Annotated in this window: 27 protein-coding genes and 1 tRNA gene; 6 read left to right on the forward strand and 22 right to left on the reverse strand. The window is 58.4% G+C overall.

What is annotated here, in order from left to right:
* Nucleotide 1: 1 nt before the first annotated feature.
* The 4 genes from JBO08_RS17675 to JBO08_RS17690 all read left to right on the forward strand — a co-directional run bounded on the left by JBO08_RS17675 (nucleotide 2) and on the right by JBO08_RS17690 (nucleotide 3731).
* On the forward strand, nucleotides 2-1378 hold the full coding sequence (locus tag JBO08_RS17675; protein WP_065910340.1) for an L-serine ammonia-lyase: 1377 nt from the start codon (nucleotides 2-4) through the stop codon (nucleotides 1376-1378).
* Nucleotides 1379-1417: 39 nt separating this feature from the next.
* Nucleotides 1418-2542: a glycine cleavage system aminomethyltransferase GcvT gene (gene gcvT, locus JBO08_RS17680; RefSeq protein ID WP_065873591.1), complete on the forward strand. Its 1125-nt coding sequence runs from the start codon at nucleotides 1418-1420 to the stop codon at nucleotides 2540-2542.
* Nucleotides 2543-2934: 392 nt separating this feature from the next.
* Entirely contained in the window at nucleotides 2935-3147 is a 213-nt protein-coding gene (locus tag JBO08_RS17685; RefSeq protein WP_003365337.1) for a cold-shock protein, read from the forward strand.
* A gap of 95 nt (nucleotides 3148-3242) precedes the next feature.
* On the forward strand, nucleotides 3243-3731 hold the full coding sequence (locus tag JBO08_RS17690) for an RDD family protein (protein WP_065873592.1): 489 nt from the start codon (nucleotides 3243-3245) through the stop codon (nucleotides 3729-3731).
* Between the two features lie 133 nt (nucleotides 3732-3864).
* On the opposite strand, the gene nadA is transcribed toward JBO08_RS17690, so the two are convergent.
* From nadA to JBO08_RS17790, 20 genes are all read right to left on the reverse strand, one after another.
* On the reverse strand, nucleotides 3865-4923 hold the full coding sequence (gene nadA, locus JBO08_RS17695) for a quinolinate synthase NadA (RefSeq protein WP_065873593.1): 1059 nt from the start codon (nucleotides 4921-4923) through the stop codon (nucleotides 3865-3867).
* 236 nt (nucleotides 4924-5159) lie between these two features.
* Complete coding sequence (locus tag JBO08_RS17700; protein ID WP_258407035.1) at nucleotides 5160-6737, reverse strand: lactate dehydrogenase; 1578 nt, start codon at nucleotides 6735-6737, stop codon at nucleotides 5160-5162.
* Nucleotides 6738-6967: 230 nt separating this feature from the next.
* A tRNA-Lys gene (locus JBO08_RS17705) sits at nucleotides 6968-7043 on the reverse strand.
* Between the two features lie 63 nt (nucleotides 7044-7106).
* Nucleotides 7107-7781, reverse strand: coding sequence for a 7-cyano-7-deazaguanine synthase QueC (gene queC, locus JBO08_RS17710; protein WP_175403019.1), 675 nt, complete (start codon nucleotides 7779-7781; stop codon nucleotides 7107-7109).
* Between the two features lie 16 nt (nucleotides 7782-7797).
* The gene (gene queE / locus JBO08_RS17715; RefSeq protein WP_220074378.1) at nucleotides 7798-8445 is read right to left on the reverse strand and encodes a 7-carboxy-7-deazaguanine synthase QueE; all 648 of its coding nucleotides are present in this window, start codon (nucleotides 8443-8445) and stop codon (nucleotides 7798-7800) included.
* Between the two features lie 164 nt (nucleotides 8446-8609).
* Complete coding sequence (gene ybgF, locus JBO08_RS17720) at nucleotides 8610-9437, reverse strand: tol-pal system protein YbgF (protein ID WP_049711754.1); 828 nt, start codon at nucleotides 9435-9437, stop codon at nucleotides 8610-8612.
* A 6-nt stretch (nucleotides 9438-9443) separates the two neighbouring features.
* Complete coding sequence (gene pal / locus JBO08_RS17725; protein ID WP_003193861.1) at nucleotides 9444-9944, reverse strand: peptidoglycan-associated lipoprotein Pal; 501 nt, start codon at nucleotides 9942-9944, stop codon at nucleotides 9444-9446.
* 55 nt (nucleotides 9945-9999) lie between these two features.
* On the reverse strand, nucleotides 10000-11280 hold the full coding sequence (gene tolB / locus JBO08_RS17730) for a Tol-Pal system beta propeller repeat protein TolB (RefSeq protein WP_175403016.1): 1281 nt from the start codon (nucleotides 11278-11280) through the stop codon (nucleotides 10000-10002).
* 17 nt (nucleotides 11281-11297) lie between these two features.
* Nucleotides 11298-12371: a cell envelope integrity protein TolA gene (gene tolA, locus JBO08_RS17735; protein ID WP_049711752.1), complete on the reverse strand. Its 1074-nt coding sequence runs from the start codon at nucleotides 12369-12371 to the stop codon at nucleotides 11298-11300.
* The gene (gene tolR / locus JBO08_RS17740; RefSeq protein WP_161793227.1) at nucleotides 12371-12823 is read right to left on the reverse strand and encodes a protein TolR; all 453 of its coding nucleotides are present in this window, start codon (nucleotides 12821-12823) and stop codon (nucleotides 12371-12373) included. The genes tolA and tolR overlap by 1 nt, the downstream gene beginning before the upstream one ends.
* Nucleotides 12824-12846: 23 nt before the next feature.
* On the reverse strand, nucleotides 12847-13542 hold the full coding sequence (gene tolQ / locus JBO08_RS17745) for a protein TolQ (protein ID WP_015885609.1): 696 nt from the start codon (nucleotides 13540-13542) through the stop codon (nucleotides 12847-12849).
* A gap of 1 nt (nucleotide 13543) precedes the next feature.
* Complete coding sequence (gene ybgC, locus JBO08_RS17750; RefSeq protein ID WP_065873596.1) at nucleotides 13544-13999, reverse strand: tol-pal system-associated acyl-CoA thioesterase; 456 nt, start codon at nucleotides 13997-13999, stop codon at nucleotides 13544-13546.
* 139 nt (nucleotides 14000-14138) lie between these two features.
* Nucleotides 14139-15197, reverse strand: coding sequence for a Holliday junction branch migration DNA helicase RuvB (ruvB, locus tag JBO08_RS17755; RefSeq protein WP_024077146.1), 1059 nt, complete (start codon nucleotides 15195-15197; stop codon nucleotides 14139-14141).
* A complete protein-coding gene (gene ruvA / locus JBO08_RS17760; RefSeq protein WP_003175802.1) occupies nucleotides 15198-15809 on the reverse strand; it encodes a Holliday junction branch migration protein RuvA in 612 nt (203 codons plus the stop codon).
* Nucleotides 15810-15875: 66 nt separating this feature from the next.
* Entirely contained in the window at nucleotides 15876-16400 is a 525-nt protein-coding gene (ruvC, locus tag JBO08_RS17765) for a crossover junction endodeoxyribonuclease RuvC (RefSeq protein ID WP_220074379.1), read from the reverse strand.
* A gap of 153 nt (nucleotides 16401-16553) precedes the next feature.
* Complete coding sequence (locus tag JBO08_RS17770) at nucleotides 16554-17300, reverse strand: YebC/PmpR family DNA-binding transcriptional regulator (protein WP_049711749.1); 747 nt, start codon at nucleotides 17298-17300, stop codon at nucleotides 16554-16556.
* Nucleotides 17301-17450: 150 nt separating this feature from the next.
* Nucleotides 17451-19226, reverse strand: coding sequence for an aspartate--tRNA ligase (aspS, locus tag JBO08_RS17775; protein WP_065945853.1), 1776 nt, complete (start codon nucleotides 19224-19226; stop codon nucleotides 17451-17453).
* Between the two features lie 107 nt (nucleotides 19227-19333).
* The gene (locus tag JBO08_RS17780; protein WP_010208103.1) at nucleotides 19334-19555 is read right to left on the reverse strand and encodes an FmdB family zinc ribbon protein; all 222 of its coding nucleotides are present in this window, start codon (nucleotides 19553-19555) and stop codon (nucleotides 19334-19336) included.
* 306 nt (nucleotides 19556-19861) lie between these two features.
* Nucleotides 19862-20206, reverse strand: coding sequence for a ribbon-helix-helix domain-containing protein (locus JBO08_RS17785; RefSeq protein WP_065889943.1), 345 nt, complete (start codon nucleotides 20204-20206; stop codon nucleotides 19862-19864).
* A 181-nt stretch (nucleotides 20207-20387) separates the two neighbouring features.
* On the reverse strand, nucleotides 20388-20861 hold the full coding sequence (locus JBO08_RS17790; RefSeq protein WP_003193874.1) for a Dps family protein: 474 nt from the start codon (nucleotides 20859-20861) through the stop codon (nucleotides 20388-20390).
* A 413-nt stretch (nucleotides 20862-21274) separates the two neighbouring features.
* Here JBO08_RS17790 and JBO08_RS28315 point away from each other — a divergent pair, with 413 nt between their 5' ends.
* Nucleotides 21275-21877, forward strand: coding sequence for a cold-shock protein (locus JBO08_RS28315; RefSeq protein WP_025854767.1), 603 nt, complete (start codon nucleotides 21275-21277; stop codon nucleotides 21875-21877).
* Between the two features lie 70 nt (nucleotides 21878-21947).
* Here JBO08_RS28315 and JBO08_RS17800 read toward each other — a convergent pair whose 3' ends face one another.
* The gene (locus JBO08_RS17800) at nucleotides 21948-22154 is read right to left on the reverse strand and encodes a SlyX family protein (protein WP_015885618.1); all 207 of its coding nucleotides are present in this window, start codon (nucleotides 22152-22154) and stop codon (nucleotides 21948-21950) included.
* A 3-nt stretch (nucleotides 22155-22157) separates the two neighbouring features.
* A complete protein-coding gene (locus JBO08_RS17805; RefSeq protein WP_220074380.1) occupies nucleotides 22158-22583 on the reverse strand; it encodes an HIT domain-containing protein in 426 nt (141 codons plus the stop codon).
* Nucleotides 22584-23454: 871 nt separating this feature from the next.
* Here JBO08_RS17805 and JBO08_RS17810 point away from each other — a divergent pair.
* Nucleotides 23455-24753, forward strand: coding sequence for an OprD family porin (locus JBO08_RS17810; protein ID WP_065873599.1), 1299 nt, complete (start codon nucleotides 23455-23457; stop codon nucleotides 24751-24753).
* Nucleotides 24754-24868: the final 115 nt, after the last annotated feature.

Genomic DNA, 24868 nt, shown 5'->3' on the forward strand with positions numbered 1-24868 from the left:
CATGTCTTTAAGCGTGTTCGACCTGTTCAAGATTGGCATCGGCCCCTCCAGTTCCCACACCGTCGGCCCGATGCGCGCGGCAGCTCGATTCGTCGAGGGCCTCAAGCGTGACAACCTGCTGAGCGCCACCACCACCGTCAAGGTGGAACTCTATGGATCGCTGGGCGCCACCGGCAAAGGCCACGGCAGCGACAAGGCCGTGCTGCTCGGACTGGAAGGCGAACACCCGGACACCGTCAACACCGAAACCGTGGCGACGCGCCTGGCGCAGATGCGCAAGGACGGCTGCCTGAATTTGCTCGGCGAACACAGCATTGAGTTCAATGAGAAAGAACACCTGGCGATGATTCGCAAACCCCTCGCCTACCACCCCAACGGCATGATCTTTCGTGCCTTCGACGCCGCCAACATCCAGATCCGCAGCCGCGAGTACTACTCGGTCGGTGGCGGGTTTGTGGTGGATGAAGACGCCGCAGGCGCTGACCGGATTGTCGAAGACGCCACGCCGCTGACCTTCCCCTTCAAACACGCCAAAGACCTGCTCGGTCATTGCACCACCTATGGGTTGTCCATCAGCCAGGTGATGCTGACCAATGAAAGTGCCTGGCGCCCCGAAGCGGAGACCCGCGCAGGCCTGCTGAAAATCTGGCAAGTGATGCAGGACTGCGTCGACGCAGGCTGCCGCAATGAGGGGATTTTGCCGGGCGGCTTGAAGGTCAAGCGGCGCGCTGCTGCGCTGCATCGCCAGCTGTGCAAGCACCCGGAATCGGCGCTGCGCGACCCGTTGTCGGTGCTGGATTGGGTCAACCTTTACGCCCTGGCAGTCAACGAAGAAAACGCCAACGGCGGGCGCGTAGTCACGGCGCCGACCAACGGCGCGGCGGGGATCGTGCCCGCCGTACTGCATTACTACATGCGCTTTATCCCCGGCGCGAACGAAGACGGCGTGGTGCGTTTTCTGCTCACCGCCGCTGCCATCGGCATTCTGTACAAGGAAAACGCCTCGATTTCCGGCGCCGAAGTCGGTTGCCAGGGTGAAGTTGGCGTGGCCTGTTCCATGGCGGCGGGCGCACTGTGCGAAGTGTTGGGCGGCAGCGTCTCGCAAGTGGAAAACGCGGCCGAAATCGGCATGGAACACAACCTCGGCCTGACTTGCGACCCGATTGGCGGGCTGGTGCAGGTGCCCTGCATCGAGCGCAATGCCATGGGTTCGGTCAAGGCGATCAATGCGGTGCGCATGGCCTTGCGCGGCGACGGCCAACATTTCGTCTCGCTGGATAAAGTCATCCGCACCATGCGCCAGACCGGCGCCGACATGAAAAGCAAATACAAGGAAACCGCCCGTGGCGGTTTGGCGGTCAACATTATCGAGTGCTGACGCCTAACGGCGCGCCAGCACGTTTTTCAGGAGCTGAATATGTCCACCGAAACCCTGTTGAAAACCCCACTGCACGCCCTGCACATTGAGCTGGGCGCGCGCATGGTGCCCTTCGCCGGCTACGACATGCCGGTGCAATACCCTCTGGGTGTGATGAAGGAACACCTGCATACCCGTGATCAAGCCGGGCTGTTCGACGTGTCCCACATGGGCCAGATCCGCCTCACCGGCGCCAATGCGGCCAAAGCCTTGGAAACCTTGGTACCGGTCGACATCATCGACTTGCCGGTGGGCATGCAGCGCTACGCGATGTTTACCAATGACCAGGGCGGTATTCTCGACGACCTGATGGTGGCCAACCTGGGTAACGACGAGCTGTTCCTGGTGGTCAACGCCGCCTGCAAGGATCAGGATCTGGCGCACCTGCGCCAGCATATCGGCGACCAGTGCAGCATCGAACCGCTGTTCGAAGAGCGTGCATTGCTGGCCCTGCAGGGTCCGGCGGCGGTGAAAGTACTGGCGCGCCTGGCACCGGAAGTCACCAAGATGACCTTCATGCAGTTCACCACCCTGCGCCTGCTGGGTGTGGACTGCTACGTCAGTCGTTCGGGCTACACCGGTGAGGACGGCTTTGAAATCTCCGTGCCGGCCGCCAACGCCGAAAGCCTGGCCCGCAGCCTGCTCGCTGAGACCGAAGTACAGGCCATCGGCCTGGGCGCCCGCGACTCACTGCGCCTGGAAGCCGGCCTGTGCCTGTATGGCCACGATATGAACACCGACACCACACCCATCGAAGCCAGCCTGTTGTGGGCGATCTCCAAGGCCCGCCGCGCCGACGGCGCACGTGCCGGTGGCTTCCCGGGCGCCGACAAGGTCTTCACCCAGCAGCAAGCCGGCGTAAGCCGTAAACGTGTCGGCCTGTTGCCACAGGAGCGCACGCCAGTGCGTGAAGGCGCGGAGATCGTTGACGAACACGGCACAGTGATCGGCAGCGTGTGCAGCGGTGGTTTCGGTCCGACGCTGGGTGGCCCGCTGGCTATGGGTTACCTGGACAGTGCATTCATCGCGCTAGATACCGAAGTGTCTGCGCTGGTGCGTGGGAAAAAAGTGCCACTGCGTGTAAGTAAAATGCCATTTGTGCCGCAACGTTACTACCGCGGTTGATTGACTGTTTCTATAAGTAACGCGGTTGCGCCAGCGTGCACTAATCTGTAACGCAACCGCCACAAAACAGTGCATCACCGATAGTCTTTATCAAGTGTTTTAACCGATAACAAGTGACCAACTCTATCGAATAAGTCGACGCCTCATTATTCGCCAAAGTGTCATAAAGCCCAGCAAACACGGGGCATTTGCCAGGGCTTGTTTTTTATCTATTAGTTGGCGTAGAGTTTGCGCACTGTGTTTGCATGGGTCGCTTGGAACCTGGACCTGGGCAGTAGCTGAAGTAGTTGTGCTACAACCCGTTCGACGTCTCTTACTTTCCTGCAACCCAGCCCAGTACTCTTTCATGTGAAAGAGGCTGTCATTAATTTTAGCGTCAAGGAAATAAGAAAATGGCTGAACGTCAGAGCGGTACCGTCAAGTGGTTTAACGACGAGAAAGGGTTTGGTTTTATCACGCCAGAAAGCGGTCCGGATCTGTTCGTGCATTTCCGCGCCATTCAGGGCAACGGCTTCAAGAGCCTGAAAGAAGGCCAGAAAGTGACGTTCGTTGCTGTGCAAGGCCAGAAAGGCATGCAGGCTGACGAAGTACAAGCAGAAGGCTGATCCCAACTGCGACAAAAAGCCCCTGATGCTGACATCAGGGGCTTTTTTATGTGCGATTGCTCGTAAAATGGCTTTTTCCATTAGAGAGCCCTGCCATGTCGAAACCCCTGCTGAGCCCCACAGGCGATTTCCCCGCCGTTGGCCTGGGCCGTCGCTTGGCAGCGATGTTCTACGACTTCCTGTTGTGCACCGCGCTGCTGATCGTTACTGCGTTCATCTACAAGCTGATCTGGATCGCGTTTGTAGGCGAAGCCAGGATGCGCACGCTCACTGAGTCCGGCGCACTGGATGGTGATCCTCTGCTGTCGACGATTCTGTTGTTTGTACTGTTTGGTTTCTTCGCCAAGTTCTGGACCCATTCCGGGCAGACCCTGGGCATGCAGGTGTGGGGCGTGCGCGTGCAGAACGCCGACGGCTCGCGGATCAGCCTGTGGCAGGCGCTGTTACGCTTTGTGGTGTCGATTGCGTCGTGGCTGTGCGTGGGGCTGGGGTTTATCTGGTCGCTGTTCGATAAGCAAAAGCGCAGCTGGCATGACATCTATTCGGATACCCAGCTGGTGCGGGTTCCGAAGCAGAAGAAGTAATTGCAGACGACACACATCAACTGTGGGAGCTGGCTTGCCTGCGATAGCGCTGGTTCAGTCACTGCAACATTGACTGATAGACCGATATCGCAGGCAAACCAGCTCCCACAGTTTGACAGTGTTCACAACGGGGTCAGGCGTTGCCGGCCAGCTTCAGGCGCGCTGCCTGGGTGAAGTCCAGCATGCGCTTGAGCGGGCGCACCGCATGCGGGATCACCGACGGCTCGACGAAGATCTCGTTGCTGCCCTCACGCAGGCACTGCAGCGTGCGCTCCAGCGTATTCATCGCCATCCACGGGCAGTGTGCGCAACTGCGGCACGCGGCGCCGTTGCCGGCGGTAGGCGCTTCGACAAAAACCTTGTCCGGGCACAGCTGCTGCATCTTGTAGAAGATGCCGCGGTCGGTGGCGACGATAAAGGTCTTGTTCGGCAAGCGTTGGGCAGCCGCGATCAGTTGGCTGGTTGAGCCCACGGCGTCCGCCAGTTCGATCACCGCCGTCGGCGACTCCGGGTGTACCAGGATGGCTGCATCTGGGTACAGCGCCTTCATGTCTTCCAACTGCTTGGACTTGAATTCTTCGTGGACGATGCAGGCACCGTCCCACAACAGCATATCGGCACCGGTCTGGCGCTGGATGTAAGTACCCAGATGCTTGTCCGGGCCCCAGATGATCGTCTCGCCGTTGTCCATCAGGCTTTCGACAATTTCCAGCGCACAGCTGGAGGTCACCACCCAATCCGCCCGGGCTTTGACCGCCGCCGACGTGTTGGCGTACACCACCACGGTGCGCTCGGGATGCTGATCACAGAACGCCGAAAACTCCTCCACCGGGCAACCCAGGTCCAGGGAGCACGTAGCTTCCAAGGTGGGCATGAGAATGCGTTTCTCGGGTGTAAGGATTTTGGCGGTCTCGCCCATGAAGCGCACACCGGCGACCAGTACGGTCTTGGCCGGATGGGCGGCGCCGAAGCGGGCCATTTCCAGCGAGTCGGAGACACAGCCACCGGTTTCTTCGGCCAGGGCCTGGATCACCGGGTCACAATAGAAGTGGGCAACCAGCACCGCGTCTTGAGCTTTGAGCTCAGCGGCGATGGCCGTGCGCAGGCTCGCCTCTTCATCAGCGCTAAGGGCCTTGGGCTGCTTGGCGTCGAGATGGGCTTGAACCAGAAGGCGTTCAGAAATTTGCGTCATGTTCGCAAGACCTGCAGGCGCAGTAGCGCGAAAGTCGAGTGTACCACCGGCTCTGGAGCCCTTCGGGCGCCGCCGGACGAAGTGATTGTGTTCATCAAGCACGGGTAAAGGTGAAGCTCGGCAAGGCTACAGAATATCGAATGGATTCAAAAGCCTAATCTGGCATCTGCGGGCGCGTCTGTCGGGCAAAAAAACGGGAAACCCCAGGGCGGGGTTTCCCGTTCTCGCAAGCGGTGTCAGCGCACCAGTGCGGATGGATCTTCCTGCAACATCACCGAGGCATGCAGGTCGGCCAGGGCATCTTTCAATGTGGACGCCTGCAGTGCATCTTTGGACTTCTTGCTTTCCTTGGCCGCGTACTCGAGAAGGACGAGGTAATCGCGTTTAACCGAGGCGTCTTTCGGCACAGTGGTGTCCTCCGTCAGCTTGCCCATCACGTACTTCTGCGTACGAGTGTTCTGGCTGGCACTCTGCTCGACGGATGCGTTGACCAGCAGGCCGTCCTTGTAGGAGAGACTGGCCGAACTGCTGGCCTTGTCCTGCACTTGCACATAAAGATAGTTCTGCGATTCCAGGCTGCCATCCAGGGCCGGTGCCTTCCCACCCTTGAGGCCTTTATGGAAACTCGCGGACAGGCTCGACTGCTGGTCCTGGCTCACGCTGCGGTCCAATACGCTGCTGCCGCCGACGCGGGTCTTTTGCGACACGTCATAGGCAAAGCCGTCCACCTCGGACGGGCGCATCGGGTTGGGTGAGTCAGTGGCCTGCTTGATCGAAGCCTTGAAATCAGCAAGGCCGGTCAGCAGCCCCTGGTCGGTCGGGTTGCGGGTCAGCGCTTCCGGCAGGGAAATGGCCTGTGGATAATTGCTGTTCATGGCGCGGAAGGCATCCTTGAACATCGCCATCAACTCCGGTTTGGCGCTGCCGCGTTCCTGCGCGCGGTCAAACTGGGTGAGGTAGCTTTTCAGCGCGTTGGCCTGCTGTTTGGCGTCGCCCAGGATCGCGCTGTTTTTCAGGTCCACCGCCACGTTAAGTTCGCCCAGCGGGCTACTCATGCGTGTCGTGCGACTTTGACTGTCGGCGTGGAAGGCCAGGCTCAGGTCCTGACCGTCCAGGCCCTTTAGCTTGGCGTTGAGGTCCACCGAGGTCAGCAGCTTGGAATCAAACTGTGTCAGTTGGCTCAGGTCGAGCTTCGGCGGCGTCGCCGTCACCCCATCCACGGCGGCCTGGAAGGCGCTGCCCAATTTTCCGACCGCTTCGAGTTCGTCATCGCTCAAGGTGCCGCCATCCACCGTGGCCTGCACACCCAGGCCATCGGCCTGGCTGGAGAGGCTGAAGGTCACGGTCTTGCCGCTGGCGGTCTGGATGCTGAGGCTCAAAAGATTGTCGGCCTTAGTGTGCAGCAGACTTTGATCGATCTTCAGCTCGCCAGTGTTTTGCGCCCGATCGGCACTCGCGTACAAAACAGACTGGGAAAGCGCCACCCCGCCGCCCTTGACGAATTGCGCAATCAAACCGGTGCCAAGGCCACTGAAGCGGCTGGCTGTCGACAACGAGTTGAAGTTGGTATTCAGGGCTTTGCTGAGCGCATCCTGGCTGTCGCTTTCCCAGGCGCGCACGGTCTCTTGACCCGGTAATTGCCCACGGCGCGAATACGTGTCGGAAAGCGTATCGGAGACAACATTGCCCAGGCTGACGACCAGGGACGGTCGCTTTACGCTGACGTCCGTGCTTTGTGCGTGGGCGGCGGTCGGCGTTTCGGCCGGACGGGACACAAGCGTAGTGGCGGAGGTGATAGGCGAAAGCGTGGTCATGACGATCCTTGTCCTGAGCTGTATAGCACTCAATCTACCCGCGTTTCGGATGCTTTGACAACAAATGGGAGCAAAAGCCTAGCCCCTGCGCTGACGCTTGCCGTCGAACAGATACAAAAAAGCCCCAGGCTTCTGGTCCGCCTGGGGCTTTGGGTATTTTCAAACAGGCAAAAAAAAACCCGGAAATCCTCACTTGCGTGGGCCTTCCGGATTTTCTAAACCGCCAAAAATGGTGGGTCGTGTGGGATTCGAACCTACGACCAATTGGTTAAAAGCCAACTGCTCTACCAACTGAGCTAACGACCCGCTGTGTGGTGGCGCGTATAATACTGATTTCTAAGGATTATTCAACACCTTATTTGAAATAAATCAGAAATAACGCGTTGGGTCAGCAATTCCGGCCGCTTGGAAGCCTTCTGTACGCAGTCGGCAGCTATCGCATTTCCCACAAGCACGGCCGTCATCGTCTGCCTGGTAGCAGGAAACAGTCAGCGAATAATCAACGCCAAGTCCTACGCCAGCCTTGACGATATCGGCCTTGCTCAGGTTTTGCAGTGGCGCGAGGATACGGAAGCCCAGCCCTTCTACACCGGCCTTTGTCGCCAGGTTGGCCATGCGTTCGAACGACTCGACGAACTCTGGGCGGCAGTCCGGGTAGCCGGAGTAATCCACCGCATTGACGCCGATAAAAATATCACGGGCGTTGAGCACTTCTGCCCAACCGAGGGCCAGGGACAGGAACACGGTGTTACGTGCAGGCACATAAGTCACCGGGATGCCTTCGCTGGGTGCTTCCGGCACATCGATGCTGCTGTCGGTCAGTGCAGAGCCGCCAATGCCGTTGAGATTGAGGCCGATCACCTTGTGCTCGACCACGCCCATCTCACGAGCAACGCGGGCGGCGGCGTTCAGCTCGGCACGGTGGCGCTGGCCGTAGTCGAAGCTCATGGTGTAGCAGCTGTAGCCTTGCGCTTGTGCCATGGCAACCACTGTGGCGGAATCAAGGCCACCGGAAAGCAGAATTACCGCGCGTTTTTGATCCATTGTTTGTTCTGTCATATCAGCGTCCTGGCTCGTCGTTCCAAAGGTATTTATGCAACTGCAATTGCAGGCGCACCGGTAGATTGTCCGCCACGACCCAATCGGCAAGGTCACGTGCGTTCAGGTCATGGTGGCTTGGCGAGAACAGCACCTCGCCCGCTCGACGGTCCAGGCCATATTGAATCAGCTTGGAGTTTGCCCAGTCGTAATCGTCGCGGGAACAGATAACGAACTTAACTTGGTCGTTCGCCGTCAGCAGATCGATGTTCTCGTAGCGGTTGCGATGCGCTTCCTTGGAGCCTGGGGTCTTGAGGTCGACCACACGGCTTACACGGGGGTCAACCGCAGAGATGTCTAAAGCGCCACTGGTCTCCAGCGACACTTCATAACCGGCATCACACAGCTGCTTGAGCAAAGGGATGGCATTGGGCTGGGCCAGCGGTTCACCGCCGGTCACGCAGACGTAACGCGGCTTGTAGCCGGCAACCTGCTCCAGGATGTCATCAAGGGTGCGCACCGTGCCGCCAATGAAGGCGTAGGCGCTGTCGCAGTATTGGCAACGCAAAGGGCAACCGGTCAGCCGCACGAATACTGTGGGCAGGCCGGCCGTTCGCGTTTCACCCTGCAACGAGTAAAAAACTTCGGTAATTCGTAATGTGTCTTGCATAGTCGCCACGGGCGTAACAGCTAAACAGGCTGTCCGCCTCCGTCAGGCACTTCAAGAGACCTCGCCAACGCGTAGACCCCAGGAAGCGTGTTTCATAAAAGGGCGTGGATTCTAACGAAAAAACCCGCGCCAGGCGCGGGTTTCTTCTAAACGGGCGGCATCGCTTACAAGCGTTGCAGGTCCCGCTGGGCCAACTGGGCAGCGGAAGTACCCGGATATTGGGCCACGACCTGCTGCAGAATACCTTTGACCTTGTCGGTATGACCCAGGCGGCGTTCTACGTCAGCGAGTTTGTACAGCGAATCCGGCACCTTGGCGTGCTTGGGGTACAGCTGGCTGACCTTGGCAAATGCCTGGCCCGCCCCCTGCAGATCACCTTTGGCCAGGTTGACTTCGCCCAACCAGTATTGGGCGTTGCCCGCGTACTGGCTGTTCGGGTATTTGCGCAGGAAAGCGGTAAAAGCCTGGCTGGCCTTATCGAAATCCTTGGCTTTGATCAGGTCGAAGGCTGCATCGTAATACAGCTTTTCCTTCGCCGGATCACCCGGCTCGCTGCTGGCAGGGGCTTGGCTTGCAGCCCCCGCTGCGGCACCACCGGCAGCAGCGCTAGGCGCGCCACCGGCAGAAGAATTATCAGGAGTGGCGGCAGGTGCAACACCGGCTCCAATACGTCGATCAAGATCCTGGTAACGCTCCAGGCCTTCTTGCTTCAGCTGGTTCACTTGATTCTGCAGTACTTCAATGGTGCCTTGTTGCTGCGCCAATTGATCCTGCATGCGTTGCAGCTGGTTGAACAGTTCGCCCTGTGCCGAGGGAGCGGACGTAGCCGCTCCCCCCGCATAGGCGCCGTTCGTACCATAACCCGCTGGTGGATAGCTGCTCCCGCTATTGTTATAGCCTGAGTTGCTATCTTCCACAGGAACCGCAGCCCACACCGCAAGCGGTGCGAGGCTGAGAGCCAATACAGTTAGAGCACGACGGCACGTTCGCATGACGAATTACTTACGCAGTTCGACGCGACGGTTTTGAGCCCAGGACTGCTCATCGTTACCGGTGGCAACTGGACGCTCTTTACCGTAGGAAACCAGTTCCAGTTGGCCTGGAGCAACACCTTGCAGTACCAGGTAGCGCTGAACGGCTTTCGCACGACGCTCGCCCAGTGCCATGTTGTACTCACGAGTACCACGGGCGTCAGTGTTACCTTCCAGAACAACGCGAGCGCCGTTAGCTTTCAGGTCCTTCGCGTGAACGTCCAGAGCGCGCATGGCTTCTGGTTTCAGGTCCGAACTGTCGTATTCGAAGTAGAAAGTGGTGATCGCGCGCAGAGCAGCTTCTTCGCTCAGGGAGCCGTCAACTGCACCAGTGTTAGCGCCGTAACCAGCGTTTGGATCAACAGCTGCGCCTTCACCGGCATTGTCGCCGCCTTTAGACGAGCAACCAACGGCTACGGACAGAGCCAGAGCCAGAGCAGCAAACTTACCAAACTTCAGCATTTCCATCGTGAAACTCCTAATGAACCCCAGTGTGTTAAGTACTTCTTTTTGTAGCGCCGCGTCAGTTCAGGTAAGGGGACCAGGATGGTTCTCTGACTTCGCCTTGTGCGGTAGGAAGCGGGAGCCTTACGCGTCCATTAATGGACACGAGCATCAAGACTCCCCGGCCCTGCTGGCGGGTGGCGTAGATTACCATGGTGCCGTTGGGCGCAACAGTGGCTGACTCATCAAGGTTGGTATCTGTGAGGATTTTTACGGTTCCGCGCTGCAAATCCTGGGCCGCAACCCGGAAATTAGTGAAACCATCCTGACGGTGAATCATCACCAACGTCTTTTCATCGGCCGAAAGCTTAGGGTTGGCGTTGTAGTTACCAATAAAGGTCACACGTTCCGCACCGCCGCCATTCACGTTTGCCTTGTAGACCTGTGGCTTGCCGCCACGGTCAGAAGTGAAGTAAATGGTCGAACCATCCTTACCCCAGAACGGCTCGGTATTGATGCCAGGGCCATTGGTCACGCGGCTGATCTGGCGCGAAGCCATGTTCATCACGTAGATATCCGGGTTGCCATCTTTGGACAGCACGAACGCCAGGCGCGAACCATCCGGCGACCACGCTGGTGCACCGTTGAGGCCTTCAAAGTTAGTGATCTGCTCACGACGGCCAGTATCAATGTGCTGCACGAAAATCCGTGGACGACGCTGTTCAAACGACACATAGGCAATACGCTTGCCGTCCGGCGCAAAGCGCGGCGACAGGATTGGCTCACGCGATTGCAGCAGGGTCACTGCGCGTGCACCGTCGTAGTCCGAGCGCTGCAGCGTGTAGCGAGTGTTATCCACGGAAAAACGTTCGGCCGTTACATAAAGCAGACGCGTCGAGAACGCACCCTTGATGCCGGTGAGTTTTTCAAACGACTGGTCCGAGATGTAGTGGGCCATGTCCCGCAGTTGTTCGGCGGTGCCCGAAACGCTGCCGGTCAAGACCTGCTGCTCGGTCGCCACGTTGAACAAGGTGTAGGTGATTTGCAGGCGACCGCCGGCCGGCGTGATGTTGCCGACCATCAGGTACTGGGCGCCAACAGCCTTCCAGTCACGGAACACAACTTCGCTGGCCTGGTTCGGCTGGCTGATCATGTTGCCCTTTGGAATCGGTGCGTAGTAGCCGGAGTTGCGCAGGTCGTCACTGACGATCTGGGCCATGTCGTCCGGCAGCACGCTGCCGCCCTGCCAGCCGAACGGTACTACCGCGATCGGGGTGGCCCGATCGCTACCGCTGGTGACTAGGATGTTCTTTTCATCCGCCGCCGCTATCCCTGCCATACAGCAAATAACGACAAGCATTCCTCGAAGAAGGTTTCTCACAAGGCTAGATCCTCAGGTGTGAATGTCATCTTGAATGATCGATAGGGAGCGAAGTCGCTTGGTTTCATTCCCTGCATCTCGGTCAACCGGCCAATATTCTTGACCGCGGCAACCGCCGAACTGTCGAACGAACCGTCACCACTGGACTTGGCCACGCTGACCGAAGTCACCGTACCGTCCGGCAACATGCCGATCTGCAGCACTACTGTCATGCCTTTACGCGCCGAAGGTGGACGTGTCCAACCTTCTGCTGCCCGCGCCCGAATCAAGTCGTCGAAACTGCCCGCGACATCATCGCCCTGCTCATCGGCCAAGGCTTGCTGACGCTGAGGCGTGTCGGAAAGCAAATCTGCCAAGGCCTGGGCCTTTTTCTCTTCGGCGGATTTACGCGCTGCTTCCTGGGCCTTTTTCTTGGTGGCGTCGGCGGCAGCTTTCTTCTTCGCGTCGTCGGCGACTTTCTTCTTCGCCTCGTCTGCTTCAGCTTTTTTCTTGGCGTCTTCGGCGGCTTTTTTCTTCGCGTCTTCGACTATTTTCTTCTTGGCTTCTTCAGCGGCCTTTTTCTTGGCCTCTTCTTCAGCAGCTTTCTTGGCTTCTTCTTCAGATTTCTTCTTGGCTATATCAGCCAATTGTTTCTCTTCAGCCTTTTTAGCTTCGGCAGCTTTCTCGGACTTCTTGGCTTCATCAGCCTTTTTCGCCTCGTCAGCTTTCTTGGCTTCGTCAGCCTTTTTCGATTCCTCGGCCTTTTGAGCCGCCTCTTCTTTCTTTTGTTCCGCAGCAGCCTTCACCGCTTCCTGCTCGACCTTCTTCTGTTCCATCTGTTCGACTTCAGTCTGGCGCGCAGCCGACTTCTGGGCCTCACCCGCAATCTTCTGATTGGTCTGGGTGGTGGCCTGACTTTTCGATTTCAGCTGATACAGGGTCGCCTGCACGATCGGCTTGGCTGGCGGCAGGTCCGGGGTCATGGCAAAGCTGACGAACAGCATGCCAAACACCAGAACGTGCAGGGCAATTGCCCAGACGCTAGGCCAGAAGAAGCTTTCCGAGGCGGACGGCTCTCGCTGTTGCTGCATCAGGGCGCCTCGGTAATCAAGCCAACGTTACCGACGCCGGCCTTCTGCAGCCCGCCCATGGCGCCCATGACGGAACCGTAGTCGACCGACTTGTCGCCGCGAATGAACACCTGGGTGTGCTTGCCGCCTTCGTTGCCGGAGCGAATGATCTTGGTCACGGCATCAGTCATCGCCGGCAAGGTCAGGGCCTTGTCCTGCTGCTTCTGGGTGTCGACTTCGCTGCCAAGGTTCCAGTAGTAGGTCTTGTCAGCCTTGATCGAAATGGTCAGGACCTGAGTGTTGTTGTCTTGCGGCAAGGCTTCACTGGAAACCTTGGGCAGATCAACCTTCACGCCCTGGTTGAGCATCGGCGCGGTCACCATGAAGATAACCAGCAGCACCAGCATCACGTCGATGTAAGGCACTACGTTCATCTCGGCGACCGGCTTGCGCTTTTTGCGAGCTCGAGCGATTAAAGCCATTGGGAATTACCTGCTTATTCTTCGCTGGTGTGCACTTTACGGTGCAGGATCGCCTGGAACTCATCGGCGAAGGTGTAGTAACGGCCAATCAACGTCTCGCTGGTAGCGGCGAAACGGTTGTAGGCGATTACTGCCGGGATCGCAGCGAACAGGCCGATAGCGGTAGCGATCAGGGCTTCAGCGATACCCGGGGCCACGGTGGCCAGGGTCGCTTGCTGGGCCTGGGCCAGGCCGCGGAAGGAGTTCATGATCCCCCACACGGTACCGAACAGACCGATGTACGGGCTCACGGAACCGACGGTGGCGAGGAACGGCAAGCTTTGCTCAAGCTTCTCTTCTTCACGGGAAATGGCGACGCGCATGGCACGGGCCACACCTTCCATGACCGCTTCCGGGTCAACGCCTGGCTGCTGGCGCAGACGGGAGAATTCCTTGAAGCCCGCGCGGAAGATCTGTTCGACGCCCGAATCCGGGTCCGGGTTGCTGCCGGCCTGGCGGTACAGCTTGGACAGGTCGATACCCGACCAGAAGCGCTCTTCAAAGCTCTCCAGGGCACGTCGACCGGCACGCAGCAGGTTGCTGCGCTGAAAAATCATGACCCAAGAGGTAACCGATGCGGCTACCAGGGTCAGCATCACCAGTTGAACCACAACACTGGCATTACTGACCAGGCTCCACATGGAGGAATGGTCGACGACGGTAGGTTCCACGCTAAATCTCCTGCGTTGATTGTTTACCCGCGCCGCTTACGCCGGCAAAGGCCGCACGTAGAGCTTCGGGAATGGCCCGGGGTTTCAAACTATTGGTGCGCACACAGGCCACCAGGAACTGCCCCTCACAGAGCAGCGTTGCATCCGTTGCCCGCCTGACCTGCTGCTTGAAACGCAGGCTGACACGGTTCAATTCGATTACTTCAGCGCTTACCAGCAATTCATCGTCCAGCCGCGCCGGCGCGTGATAACGCGCCTCGCTGGAATGCACGACGAATAACAGGTCCTCCCCTGCCAGCTCGGATTGGGCAAAGCCCAGCTCCCGTAGCCGCTCGGTTCGAGCCCGCTCCATGAACTTGAGGTAATTGACGTAATACACGATGCCGCCCGCATCGGTGTCCTCGTAATATACGCGACAGCGATGTGCGAACGACTGATCCCCGTTTTGCGCGCGCATACTCTAGTGCTTACTCCTCAGGTTGCCAATCCGGCCAGGCAACTGTTTTTTCATTCTCTGAACCATATCCAGTGACTGAAAGACGACGCCAGCCACTAGGACAGCACAAACATCGAATAAATCGACTTGCGTGAAGCTTTTAATCGTCCACTGCATCGAGGAATTCGTCTACCACGGGCATCTCACCCAATCGTGACGGAATGTTTAACCCAAAGTGCAGGTAGGCATGGCGTGTAACGACCCGGCCCCTTGGTGTACGCATGATATAGCCCTGTTGGATCAGGTACGGCTCCAGCACATCTTCAATGGTATGGCGCTCCTCACTGATCGCCGCCGCCAGGCTGTCGACGCCCACCGGCCCCCCGTCGAACTTCTCGATCATGGTCAAGAGCAGACGTCGATCCTGGTGATCAAAGCCGTGCTCATCCACATCCAGCAGGTTCAAGGCCAGGTCGGCCACGGGCTTGGTGATATGGCCCTTGGCGCGCACTTCGGCAAAATCCCTCACGCGACGCAGCAACCGGTTGGCAATCCGTGGCGTGCCACGGGCCCGACGGGCAATTTCAAACGCGCCTTCCGGGTCCAGCGGCAAGCCAAGAATGCCTGCCGAACGGCTGACGATGGTCGCCAAATCCGCTGTGCTATAGAACTCTAGACGTTGAACAATGCCGAAACGGTCTCGCAACGGGTTGGTCAACATGCCGGCGCGGGTGGTGGCGCCGACCAGCGTGAAAGGTGGCAGGTCGAGCTTGATCGAGCGCGCCGCAGGGCCTTCGCCGATCATGATATCGAGCTGGAAGTCTTCCATCGCGGGATACAGCACTTCCTCGACAATCGGCGAGAGTCGGTGGATCTCGTCGATAAACAGCACATCGTGCGGTTCAAGGTTGGTCAGCAACGCTGCCAGGTCGCCCGGGCGCTCCAGCACAGGGCCGGAGGTCGACTTGATCGACACACCCATTTCCTGGGCAATGATGTTGGCCAGAGTGGTCTTGCCCAGACCCGGTGGGCCAAAGATCAACGTGTGATCCAGGGATTCACTGCGCCCGCGCGCGGCCTGGATAAACAGCTCCATCTGCTCGCGCACGGTAGGCTGGCCGATATAGTCCGCCAGGCTCAGTGGACGGATGGCGCGGTCCTGGATTTCTTCACGGTCGCGCGGGCCGGTGGCCGCGATCAGACGATCAGCTTCAATCACTTAAATCATTCCCTTCAGGGCACGGCGGATCATGTCTTCACTGCTCAGGTTCTTATCCTTGATGGCCGATACAGCCTTGCTGGCTTCCTGCGGCTTGTAGCCCAGGGAGATCAGCGCGCTGACCGCATCACTTTCGGCGCTGGCGACCTGACCTGCCGGCATATCCGGCTGGTTCGGCACCAGGGCAAACATGCTCGGCACGACTTCCCAGGCCTTGAAGCGGTCCTTGAGCTCCACCAGCAGGCGCTCGGCGGTCTTCTTGCCGACGCCAGGCACCTTGGTCAACGCAGAGGTATCCTGGGCCGAAACGGCTCGCACCAGTTCATCCACTTCCAGGCTCGACATCAAGGCCAGGGCCAGTTTCGGCCCCACACCATTAAGGCGGATCAGCTCGCGGAAGAAGTCACGGTCGCGCTTGCCAATGAAACCATAAAGCAGTTGTGCGTCTTCGCGCACCACCAAATGAGTGTGCAGCGTTATCGGCTCACCGACCGACGGCAGGCGATACAAGGTGGTCATGGGCACTTCCAGCTCATACCCCAACCCATTTACATCCAGAATCAGGTGCGGCGGCTGTTTCTCAGCCAGGGTGCCGCGCAAGCGTCCAATCACGGTTCGATCCTTAAAGCTTGGGGTCAGATCAAGGCCTGACCGGAAATAACGATTGCGCTGATGCTATCAGAGACGCAGGCGCCCGCCACGACTGCGTGCCGTAACGAGGCCGTGCGGTAGCAGACTGGATCGGGTGTGCGCATGGCAAATGGCGATGGCCAGGGCGTCGGAGGCATCAATCTGCGGCTTGGCGGTGAGTTTGAGCATGTGCATGACCATCATCTGCACCTGTTCTTTGTTGGCCGCACCAGTGCCGACCACGGCCTGCTTGACCTGGGTCGCGGTGTACTCCGCAATCTCCATGCCCTCCTCCGCGCCGGCCACGATGGCCGCGCCACGGGCCTGGCCAAGTTTAAGGGCTGAGTCGGCGTTCTTTGCCATGAACACCTTCTCGATGCCCATGGTCACCGGCCCGTACGTCTGGATCACTTCACGCACGCCGCGATAGACAATCTGCAGGCGCTCGGCCAACTCGCCCGCGCCGGTACGGATGCAACCCGAAGCGACATAGATGCAGCCGCGCGGGGTGTGCTGCACCACGCCAAAACCGGTGATGCGCGAACCGGGGTCGATACCTAGGATTAAAGTCATAACGCCTGCAGGTTGGGTTTACACACATTTGCGTAACAGCATAGAACCCTGTGGGAGCTGGCTTGCCTGCGATGCAGACACCTCGGTGTGTGAGTTACACCGTGGTGATGCCATCGCAGGCAAGCCAGCTCCCACATTGGATCCCTATCGTGCTTAAGCGAGTTGTTCGGCTACGGACTCTGGAATATCGGCATTCGAATACACGTTCTGAACATCATCCAGGTCTTCGAGCATGTCCAGCATCTTCAGCACTTTCTGCGCACCGTCCAGGTCCAGCTCGGCGCTGGTGGTCGGCAGCATCACGATTTCCGCGTCAGTGCCTTTGAAACCAGCGGCTTCCAGCGCATTGCGCACGGCATAGAACCCGGCAAACGAGGTGAACACGTCGATGGAGCCATCGTCGTTGGTCACCACGTCGTCGGCATCCGCCTCCATCGCGGCTTCGATCAGTGCATCTTCATCCACACCCGGTGCGAAGGAAATCTGCCCCTTGCGCTCGAACAGGTAGGCCACCGAACCGTCAGTGCCGAGGTTGCCGCCGCACTTGCTGAACGCATGGCGCACAGCTGCTGCGGTGCGGTTGCGGTTGTCGGTCATGCACTCGACCATCACCGCCACGCCGCCCGGGCCGTAGCCTTCGTAGCTCAGCTCGACCATGTCGTCGGTATCGGCGGCACCGGCGCCACGAGCCACGGCACGGTCGATGATGTCACGGCTCATGTTCGCGCCGAGGGCCTTGTCCAGCGCCAGGCGCAGGCGCGGGTTGGAGCCTGGGTCACCGCCGCCTTGGCGGGCAGCGACGGTCAGCTCGCGGATCCACTTGGTGAATATCTTGCCTTTCTTGGCATCCTGACGCTCTTTGCGGTGCTTGATGTTCGCCCACTTGGAATGGCCAGCCATAACACAACTCCGAAATTCTGTAGAAACCTTAACAATCCCACCCCTGGCAGGACTTCCCTCTTTAAAGCACAGCCCTTGTAACGCAAAGGCGCATCCGAAGATGCGCCTTTTTAGACTGCGTAAACCTCAGTGCGCTTTCACGCAGCGGCCTTACTCAGCCTTCGGCGTCTCGCGCAGACGAATGTGCAGTTCGCGCAATGCCTTGGCATCCACCACACCTGGAGCCTGGGTCATGACGTCCGCAGCACTCTGGGTTTTCGGGAAGGCGATCACTTCACGGATCGACTGGGCGCCAGTCATCAGCATCACCAGGCGGTCCAGGCCGAAAGCCAGGCCACCGTGCGGCGGTGCGCCGTATTTCAGGGCGTCGAGCAGGAAGCCAAACTTCTCTTCCTGTTCTGCTTCGTTGATACCCAGCAGGCGGAAGACCGCTTGCTGCATCTCTTTGCGGTGGATACGGATCGAACCGCCGCCCAGCTCGGTGCCGTTGAGCACCATGTCGTAGGCGCGGGACAGAGCGCCAGCCGGGTTGGCTTCCAGCTCAGCCGGGGAGCACTTCGGCGCGGTGAACGGGTGGTGCAAGGCGCTGAAGCTGCCGTCGTCGTTCTCTTCGAACATCGGGAAGTCGACAACCCACATCGGTGCCCACTTGCAGGTCAGCAGGTCGAGGTCGTGGCCCAGCTTGATGCGCAGTGCGCCCAGCGCTTCGCTGACGATCTTGGATTTGTCGGCGCCGAAGAACACGATGTCGCCATCGACCGCACCGACGCGATCAAGGATCGCGTTCAGGTTGTCCAGCGGGATGTTCTTGACGATCGGCGATTGCAGACCCTCAACGCCATTGGCGCGCTCGTTGACCTTGATGTACGCCAGGCCCTTGGCACCGTAGATGCCGACGAACTTGGTGTAGTCGTCGATCTGCTTGCGCGGCATGCTCGCGCCGCCAGGCACGCGCAAGGCGGCGATGCGGCATTTAGGGTCGTTGGCCGGGCCGCTGAACACCTTGAAGTCGACTTCCTTGAGCTGGTCGGCCACGTCCACCAGTTCCAGCGGGTTACGCAGGTCTGGCTTGTCGGAACCGTAGCGGCGCATGGCTTCTTCAAAGGTCATGTGCGGGAATTCGCCGAACTCCAGGTCCAGCACTTCCTTGAACAGGTTGCGGATCATTTGTTCGGTGATGCCCATGATCTCTTTTTCATCGAGGAAACTGGTCTCGATGTCGATCTGGGTGAATTCCGGCTGGCGGTCGGCGCGCAGGTCTTCGTCGCGGAAGCACTTGGCGATCTGGTAGTAACGGTCGAAGCCGGCCACCATCAGCAGTTGCTTGAACAGCTGCGGCGACTGCGGCAAGGCGAAGAAGCTGCCGGCGTGAGTACGGCTCGGCACCAGGTAGTCACGCGCACCTTCCGGGGTGGCCCGGGTCAGGATCGGCGTTTCGACGTCGAGGAAGCCGTTTTCGTCGAGGAAGCGGCGGATGCTGGTGGTCATGCGCGAACGCAGGCGCAGCTTCTCGGCCATTTCCGGACGGCGCAGGTCCAAGAAGCGGTAGCGCAGGCGGGTTTCTTCGCCCACGTCGGAGTATTCGTTGAGTGGGAACGGCGGGGTTTCCGACTCGTTCAGCACTTCCAGCTCGTAGCCCAGCACTTCGATGCCGCCGGACGCCATGTTCTTGTTCACAGCGCCAGCCGGACGCAGGCGAACCTTGCCGGTGATCTTCACAACGTATTCGCTGCGCACGCGGTCGGCGGCGGCGAAGCTCTCGGCGCGGTCCGGGTCGAACACCACTTGGGCCAGACCATCACGATCACGGATATCGAGGAAGATGACCCCGCCGTGGTCGCGGCGACGGTGAACCCATCCGCAAAGGGTGATTTCCTGACCTTCCAGGGTCTCGTTCAGTTGGCCGCAATAGTGGCTGCGCATCATGGTAGTGGTTTCACTTCTCGTAATTCGAAATTCGGTGGAGGCCCGCCTCGTCACCGTACATTAAAGCAGGGGACGGATAATGCAGGAGCCTGCGCGTAGAGTTCAACTCAGTCTGCTTTGTCGCCGCCGGCCAGGTTCTTCTTCGAGCCGGTCTTGAAGTCGGTCTCGTACCAGCCGCTGCCGCTCAAGCGGAAGCCCGGCATGGACAACATCTTCTTGAGCTCCGGAGCCTGACAGGCCGGGCAATCGACCAACGGCGCGGCGCTGATCTTCTGAATGGCTTCCAACTGATGACCACAGGAAGCGCATTGATAGTCGTACATGGGCATGGAGATGTCTCGGCGATCAGATCGTTACTGCGCCACGCCTGCCCTGCGGGTTCGCAGCATGCGTAGCAAAGCGCGGGATTATATCTGGTAAATCGAGGCAGCGCAGCCGGCTTTCTGCCCTGGGCCAAACTCACTTCAGCGGACAACCCGTAGTGAGCGGGCTTGCCCCGCGCTGGGTGGCGTAGCCGCCCCAAACCAGGCGGCCTAGGCGTATCCTGGAACTCGCGGTGTCCTTATTGGGGTGGCTTCGCCACCCAGCGCGGGGCAAGCCCGCTCACTACAAGGGCCGGCCCCGGTGCCCGGTGACTACCCCGGTGAGTATGAAGGTTCAATACGCCCTTTCAAGACGTGAACCACGCACACCACCCTGACCAACCCACTGAAGTTCTTCACACCGCCATAACGCAAGTGCACTTCCCGGTCGACGTAAGACAGCAACGCACTGACTGAACAGGCGTTGATCCTGGCTATTTCCGTGAGGATATTCCAATAGATCTGCTCCAGCCGCAGGCAAGTGGAAAACCCGTTGAGCCTCACCGACCGGGACAATGGCTTGGCCAGCCCCATATCGAACCCTTTTGCAAAAGGGTCGACCTGTATCTTATGAAAACCACCGGTTTCCATCACTCCATTACCGACTCCACGTGACATACACCTGACACTCCATTGCCAAACAGCAGCCCACGGGCTATCCCCTTGGGCAATGGCCCTATAAAACAGCAGCGAGCGACGGGCAGCCAGAAGACGCGGGAGTTGATCGGCGTAGGACAACGCCAGGAAATGCGCGGAAACAAGCAAGCGGCGCCAGGACGGCGCCACTCAGGGTCGGTGTTTACTGATTTTCGAGCAGCGAACGCAGCATCCACGCGGTTTTCTCGTGAACCTGCATACGCTGGGTCAACAGGTCGGCCGTGGGCTCATCGCTGACCTTGTCGAGCAATGGGAAGATGCCGCGCGCTGTGCGCGTGACGGCTTCCTGACCGGCCACCAGTTGCTTGATCATCTCTTCGGCACTGGGTACGCCCTCTTCTTCCTTGATAGAAGAAAGACGGGCATAGATCGAGTAGGCACCCGGCGCCGGGAAACCCAGGGCACGGATACGCTCGGCAATGGAGTCCACTGCCAGGGCCAACTCGTTGTACTGCTCTTCAAACATCAGGTGCAACGTACGGAACATGGGGCCCGTGACGTTCCAATGGAAGTTGTGGGTCTTCAGATACAGTACGTAGGTATCGGAAAGCAGTCGCGAAAGCCCATCGACGATGGATTTACGATCTTCTTCACTGATACCGATATCGATTGCCATGTTTATCCCCTTCAGTTGACCAGCATTCATTGATCAGGTGCAGGACCACTCTAGCAAGAGTGCCGGTGATGCGCAGCCCGCCGCGGCAATTCGCCCCGGTGTAACGTGTCAGACAGCGCAGCCGCAGCCTTCGAGCCATGTGGGAAATATCTCTACCTGCCGTTTAAAAAGCCTGCACGTGTCTAGGACAAGCGTTTGACGCAGAAATGCCGCCCTCCTTGCAACACCCCGAAATGCTTGATTTGAGTAGGCACAGCCTTTGCTGTTAAATAGGCGGCGTGTCGTCGCCGTTACTTTCTGCGGCACCGACATAGGCTGATACCCGCGCACGTGCCCAACGCCTCCCATTGTTCAGAAGCGAACCGTGCCAGTCAGCTCTTCCTCGTGATCCGTCTTAACGTGAGTTAATCAAAATGTTGAAAATCGTCCACCTGCTAACGGGCGTTGCAGCTTTGCTGCTGTCCTTTATACCGAGCTTGCAACAGGGAAGCCCTCCCTACCTGGAACAACACGACGCTCTGTACCTGGCCTTGTTCGGCCTTCTTAACCTGACGCTGGCACCTGTGATCCCTTACTGGAACAAAGGCACACGTCATCAACTGCAAAACCTGGTCAGCGCGCTGCTGGTGCTGACCGTTGTCGTACAAACCCTCACCCTCCTGGCACCCATGCCTGAAGTCGGCGGCCACCCGGCCATCCTGCTCAGCCTGGTGATTGCTGTGGTCGCCATCGTTCTTCACCTGGCCATCAGCTTCTACCGTTCGTCTCCTGCGGCCTCGTCGCAAACCTACGACATGACCAATCGGGATACCGGTACCGTCAAGTGGTTCAACACGTCCAAAGGCTTCGGCTTTATTTCCCGTGATTCGGGCGACGATATCTTCGTCCACTTCCGGGCCATTCGCGGCGAAGGCCATCGCGTCCTGGTGGAAGGCCAGCGCGTGGAGTTCTCCGTCATGAATCGCGACAAAGGCCTGCAAGCCGAAGACGTGATCGCTGCACTGCCGCGTCGCTGATACCCGCCTTCGCAGCAAAAAAAAACCGCGAGCCAGCATTGCTGGATCGCGGTTTTTTTATGCGCGGCTATCAATAGTGCGGCGGCGGCGCTTCTTCTTCGGAGGTCTCGAATTGGCCGCCCATCTCTTCCTGGCGCTTGAGCAGCGCGGTCATCTGCAACTGCAGGCGCTCTACCGCACGTTGCTGCGTGACGAGAATGTCGTTCAGGGTCTCGATGGTGTCATCCTGGAAGGCCAGCCGGCTTTCCAGGTCGGTAACACGGTCTTGCAAATCCATAATTCAGCCCTGGGTAAAGATGAAGTCGGCGGGTAGCAGCTCACGCAGGCGAGTGCGGAGGGCTGCCACTTGCTCATCGGTATATGGCTGAGCCGGGTGCCTGCCCCACACAGGCGCCGGCCAAGCGGCATCGTCGCGCTTGCGCACGATCACGTGCACGTGCAACTGACTGACGACGTTGCCCAGTGCGCCGATATTCATCTTGTCAGCCGCAAGGCCTTCATTCAGCAATTGCGCCAAGGCGGTGGTTTCTTTCCATAACCGCTGCTGGTCGGTGACATCCAGCTGAAACACTTCGCTGATACCGTTGATACGCGGCACCAGGATGAACCAAGGGTAGTTCGAGTCATTAGACAGCAGCAGGCGACAGAGGGGGAAATCCCCCATCACCAGCGTGTCTTGTTGAAGGCGTTGATCTAAAGCGAACACCGCAGGCACTCCGTTCGGCAGGACAGGTTCAAGGCCGATAGCATACCTGCGAATCGGTACCGCTTCACGCGGCGCCCTATGCGCATTGGCAACGCATGGCAAAAAAAAGCGCACCATTTCGAGACAGTCGATTATTTCGACTACGCTCAATGACCAATACTTCAGCGATTGGCCAGATGCTGGTCGAACCATTGCGACGAGACCCTCGGTACAGAGGCCTCAACAAATACAGGCATTGAGCTATCACGGCAAACCGAGCCATGAGGGTTATTGCACCAAAATGACCCACTCATGCCTCAAAGCGAGCCTCCGTCTACCCACTGAATGGGGTGAACGGGTAACGTTTTTGCAAGGTTGAGGATTTATGCACCCGCGGACAGCTAAGGAGCATGGGCATCACGCTCAAACCAATCGGCTTAAAAACCCCGTGCTTATGCGGTTTTCACGAAGCTGCAACGTTTTTCACGAAAAAATGACATTCGGTTTACGGTTTGGGCGCGCTTGTTGCATTCATACCTCTATCGTCGGCAACGGCACCTAAAGGGACCCAGGTGTTTCGCGATGAAAAACAACAGCGGTTCAATGTGCACCAGGGAAGATTTCAAACTTTAAAGTACGTTTTCTACGCTCTTTTAATGGTTTGGAAACAGCATTGAAGTTGTCAGTCTCGTTACAGTGAGGCTGTGAAATTGCGACATGGATCTAGCAATTTACGACCAGCTCGTAAAGAAGCTGAAAGGAAAGTGGGGCAAGTATCGCCAACAATGTCAGCGTGATATAACTTTGCGCCGACACAAAAAGAAAGAGCCGCCCAGACAAAAATACAGGTGGGACGGCAGTACTCTTCCTAAAACCAAAGGAGCAAATCACGATGCGCGTGATGAAGTGGAGCATGATCGCCCTGGCTGTTTCAGCAGGCACTACGCAGTTCGCAATGGCGTCCGCCCAAAGCGATTCCAAAGGCTTTGTTGAAGACAGCACTTTCAGCATTAATACCCGCGCTCTGTACTTCAGTCGCGACTTCCGTAACAACCCGTCGGGCCCGGGCTCTCAGAGCCGTGCCGAAGAGTCCGGTCTTGGCTTCAACGCCCTGTACCAGTCGGGCTTCACCCAAGGCACCATCGGTGTCGGTGTTGACGTGATTGGCCTGCTGGGTGTCAAGCTTGACAGCGGCAAGGGTCGCGCTGGTACCGGTCTGTTCCCAACCGGTTCCGACGGTCGCTCGCAAGACGATTACTCCAAAGGCGGTGGCGCCGTTAAGTTCCGTATCTCTGATACGGTCCTGAAAATCGGTGACCAGTACACCACAGCACCTGTGTTCGCCTCTGACGACAGCCGCTTGCTGCCAGAGCTGCCACAAGGTATCTCGATCACCAGCAGCGAGATCAAGGGCCTGAAGCTGGAAGGCGGTCACTTCACCTCCAGCGTTGCGCAGAACCAGACTTACCATGACAGCCTGGGCCTGACCAAAACCGACTTTGTCGGTGGTGTGTACTCCTTCACTCCAGAGTTCACCGGTAGCCTGTACTACGCGAAGACCGAAGATTACTTCCGTAAGTACTACAGCAACCTGAACTGGACCCACGCGCTGAGCGACGATCAGTCGTTTGCCTTGGACTTCAACATCTACGACACCAAGAGCGAAGGTGAAGGCCTGCAACGTGCTTCCAAAGACAGTGCCCTGCCTTTCGCAGAGCGCACTAAGCTCGACAACCGCGCGTTCAGCTTGCAGGGTGCCTACACCATTGGTGCACATACCTTCACTCTGGCAGCCCAGAAAGTTACCGGTGACGGCGACTACGGCTATGGCGTAGACGGTGGCGGCACAGTGTTCCTGGCCAACTCCATCGCCCGTTCCGACTTCAACGCCGAAGGCGAGAAGTCCTACCAGGCTCGTTATGACATCAACATGGCAACCTTTGGCATTCCTGGCCTGAGCTTCATGACTCGTTACGTGACCGGTAGCGGCGCAAACACCGCCACCACCTCGAACGGTAAAGAGTGGGAACGCGACATCGAAGCCAAGTACGTGATTCAGAATGGCCCGGCTAAAGACCTGAGCCTGCGTCTGCGTCAAGCGACCTACCGTTCCGGTGATGGCGTTTACTACGGTTCGCCTTCGATCGACGAACTGCGTCTGATCGCGCAATACCCGCTGAACATCTTGTAATTGACGGTTTGATTACAACGATGACTTAAGGCTTCGGCCTTAAACAAAAAAAGCCGCTCCCTTGTTAACAAAGGAGCGGCTTTTTTATGGCTGTAATGTTTCAGCGCCAGAATAA

Source organism: Pseudomonas sp. LAP_36 (assembly GCF_019456785.1).
In the GTDB taxonomy this organism is placed as follows: domain Bacteria; phylum Pseudomonadota; class Gammaproteobacteria; order Pseudomonadales; family Pseudomonadaceae; genus Aquipseudomonas; species Aquipseudomonas tritici.

What these genes read in the sequence shown, in the direction of transcription:
- JBO08_RS17675 (WP_065910340.1), top strand. Translation starts at nt 2, where the DNA reads ATGTCTTTAAGCGTGTTCGACCTGTTCAAGATTGGCATCGGCCCCTCC.
- gcvT (WP_065873591.1), top strand. Translation starts at nt 1,418, where the DNA reads ATGTCCACCGAAACCCTGTTGAAAACCCCACTGCACGCCCTGCACATT.
- JBO08_RS17685 (WP_003365337.1), top strand. Translation starts at nt 2,935, where the DNA reads ATGGCTGAACGTCAGAGCGGTACCGTCAAGTGGTTTAACGACGAGAAA.
- JBO08_RS17690 (WP_065873592.1), top strand. Translation starts at nt 3,243, where the DNA reads ATGTCGAAACCCCTGCTGAGCCCCACAGGCGATTTCCCCGCCGTTGGC.
- nadA (WP_065873593.1), bottom strand. Translation starts at nt 4,923, where the DNA reads ATGACGCAAATTTCTGAACGCCTTCTGGTTCAAGCCCATCTCGACGCC.
- JBO08_RS17700 (WP_258407035.1), bottom strand. Translation starts at nt 6,737, where the DNA reads ATGACCACGCTTTCGCCTATCACCTCCGCCACTACGCTTGTGTCCCGT.
- queC (WP_175403019.1), bottom strand. Translation starts at nt 7,781, where the DNA reads ATGGATCAAAAACGCGCGGTAATTCTGCTTTCCGGTGGCCTTGATTCC.
- queE (WP_220074378.1), bottom strand. Translation starts at nt 8,445, where the DNA reads ATGCAAGACACATTACGAATTACCGAAGTTTTTTACTCGTTGCAGGGT.
- ybgF (WP_049711754.1), bottom strand. Translation starts at nt 9,437, where the DNA reads ATGCGAACGTGCCGTCGTGCTCTAACTGTATTGGCTCTCAGCCTCGCA.
- pal (WP_003193861.1), bottom strand. Translation starts at nt 9,944, where the DNA reads ATGGAAATGCTGAAGTTTGGTAAGTTTGCTGCTCTGGCTCTGGCTCTG.
- tolB (WP_175403016.1), bottom strand. Translation starts at nt 11,280, where the DNA reads ATGCTTGTCGTTATTTGCTGTATGGCAGGGATAGCGGCGGCGGATGAA.
- tolA (WP_049711752.1), bottom strand. Translation starts at nt 12,371, where the DNA reads ATGCAGCAACAGCGAGAGCCGTCCGCCTCGGAAAGCTTCTTCTGGCCT.
- ybgC (WP_065873596.1), bottom strand. Translation starts at nt 13,999, where the DNA reads ATGCGCGCGCAAAACGGGGATCAGTCGTTCGCACATCGCTGTCGCGTA.
- ruvC (WP_220074379.1), bottom strand. Translation starts at nt 16,400, where the DNA reads ATGACTTTAATCCTAGGTATCGACCCCGGTTCGCGCATCACCGGTTTT.
- JBO08_RS17770 (WP_049711749.1), bottom strand. Translation starts at nt 17,300, where the DNA reads ATGGCTGGCCATTCCAAGTGGGCGAACATCAAGCACCGCAAAGAGCGT.
- aspS (WP_065945853.1), bottom strand. Translation starts at nt 19,226, where the DNA reads ATGATGCGCAGCCACTATTGCGGCCAACTGAACGAGACCCTGGAAGGT.
- JBO08_RS17780 (WP_010208103.1), bottom strand. Translation starts at nt 19,555, where the DNA reads ATGCCCATGTACGACTATCAATGCGCTTCCTGTGGTCATCAGTTGGAA.
- JBO08_RS17785 (WP_065889943.1), bottom strand. Translation starts at nt 20,206, where the DNA reads ATGTCACGTGGAGTCGGTAATGGAGTGATGGAAACCGGTGGTTTTCAT.
- JBO08_RS17790 (WP_003193874.1), bottom strand. Translation starts at nt 20,861, where the DNA reads ATGGCAATCGATATCGGTATCAGTGAAGAAGATCGTAAATCCATCGTC.
- JBO08_RS28315 (WP_025854767.1), top strand. Translation starts at nt 21,275, where the DNA reads ATGTTGAAAATCGTCCACCTGCTAACGGGCGTTGCAGCTTTGCTGCTG.
- JBO08_RS17800 (WP_015885618.1), bottom strand. Translation starts at nt 22,154, where the DNA reads ATGGATTTGCAAGACCGTGTTACCGACCTGGAAAGCCGGCTGGCCTTC.
- JBO08_RS17810 (WP_065873599.1), top strand. Translation starts at nt 23,455, where the DNA reads ATGCGCGTGATGAAGTGGAGCATGATCGCCCTGGCTGTTTCAGCAGGC.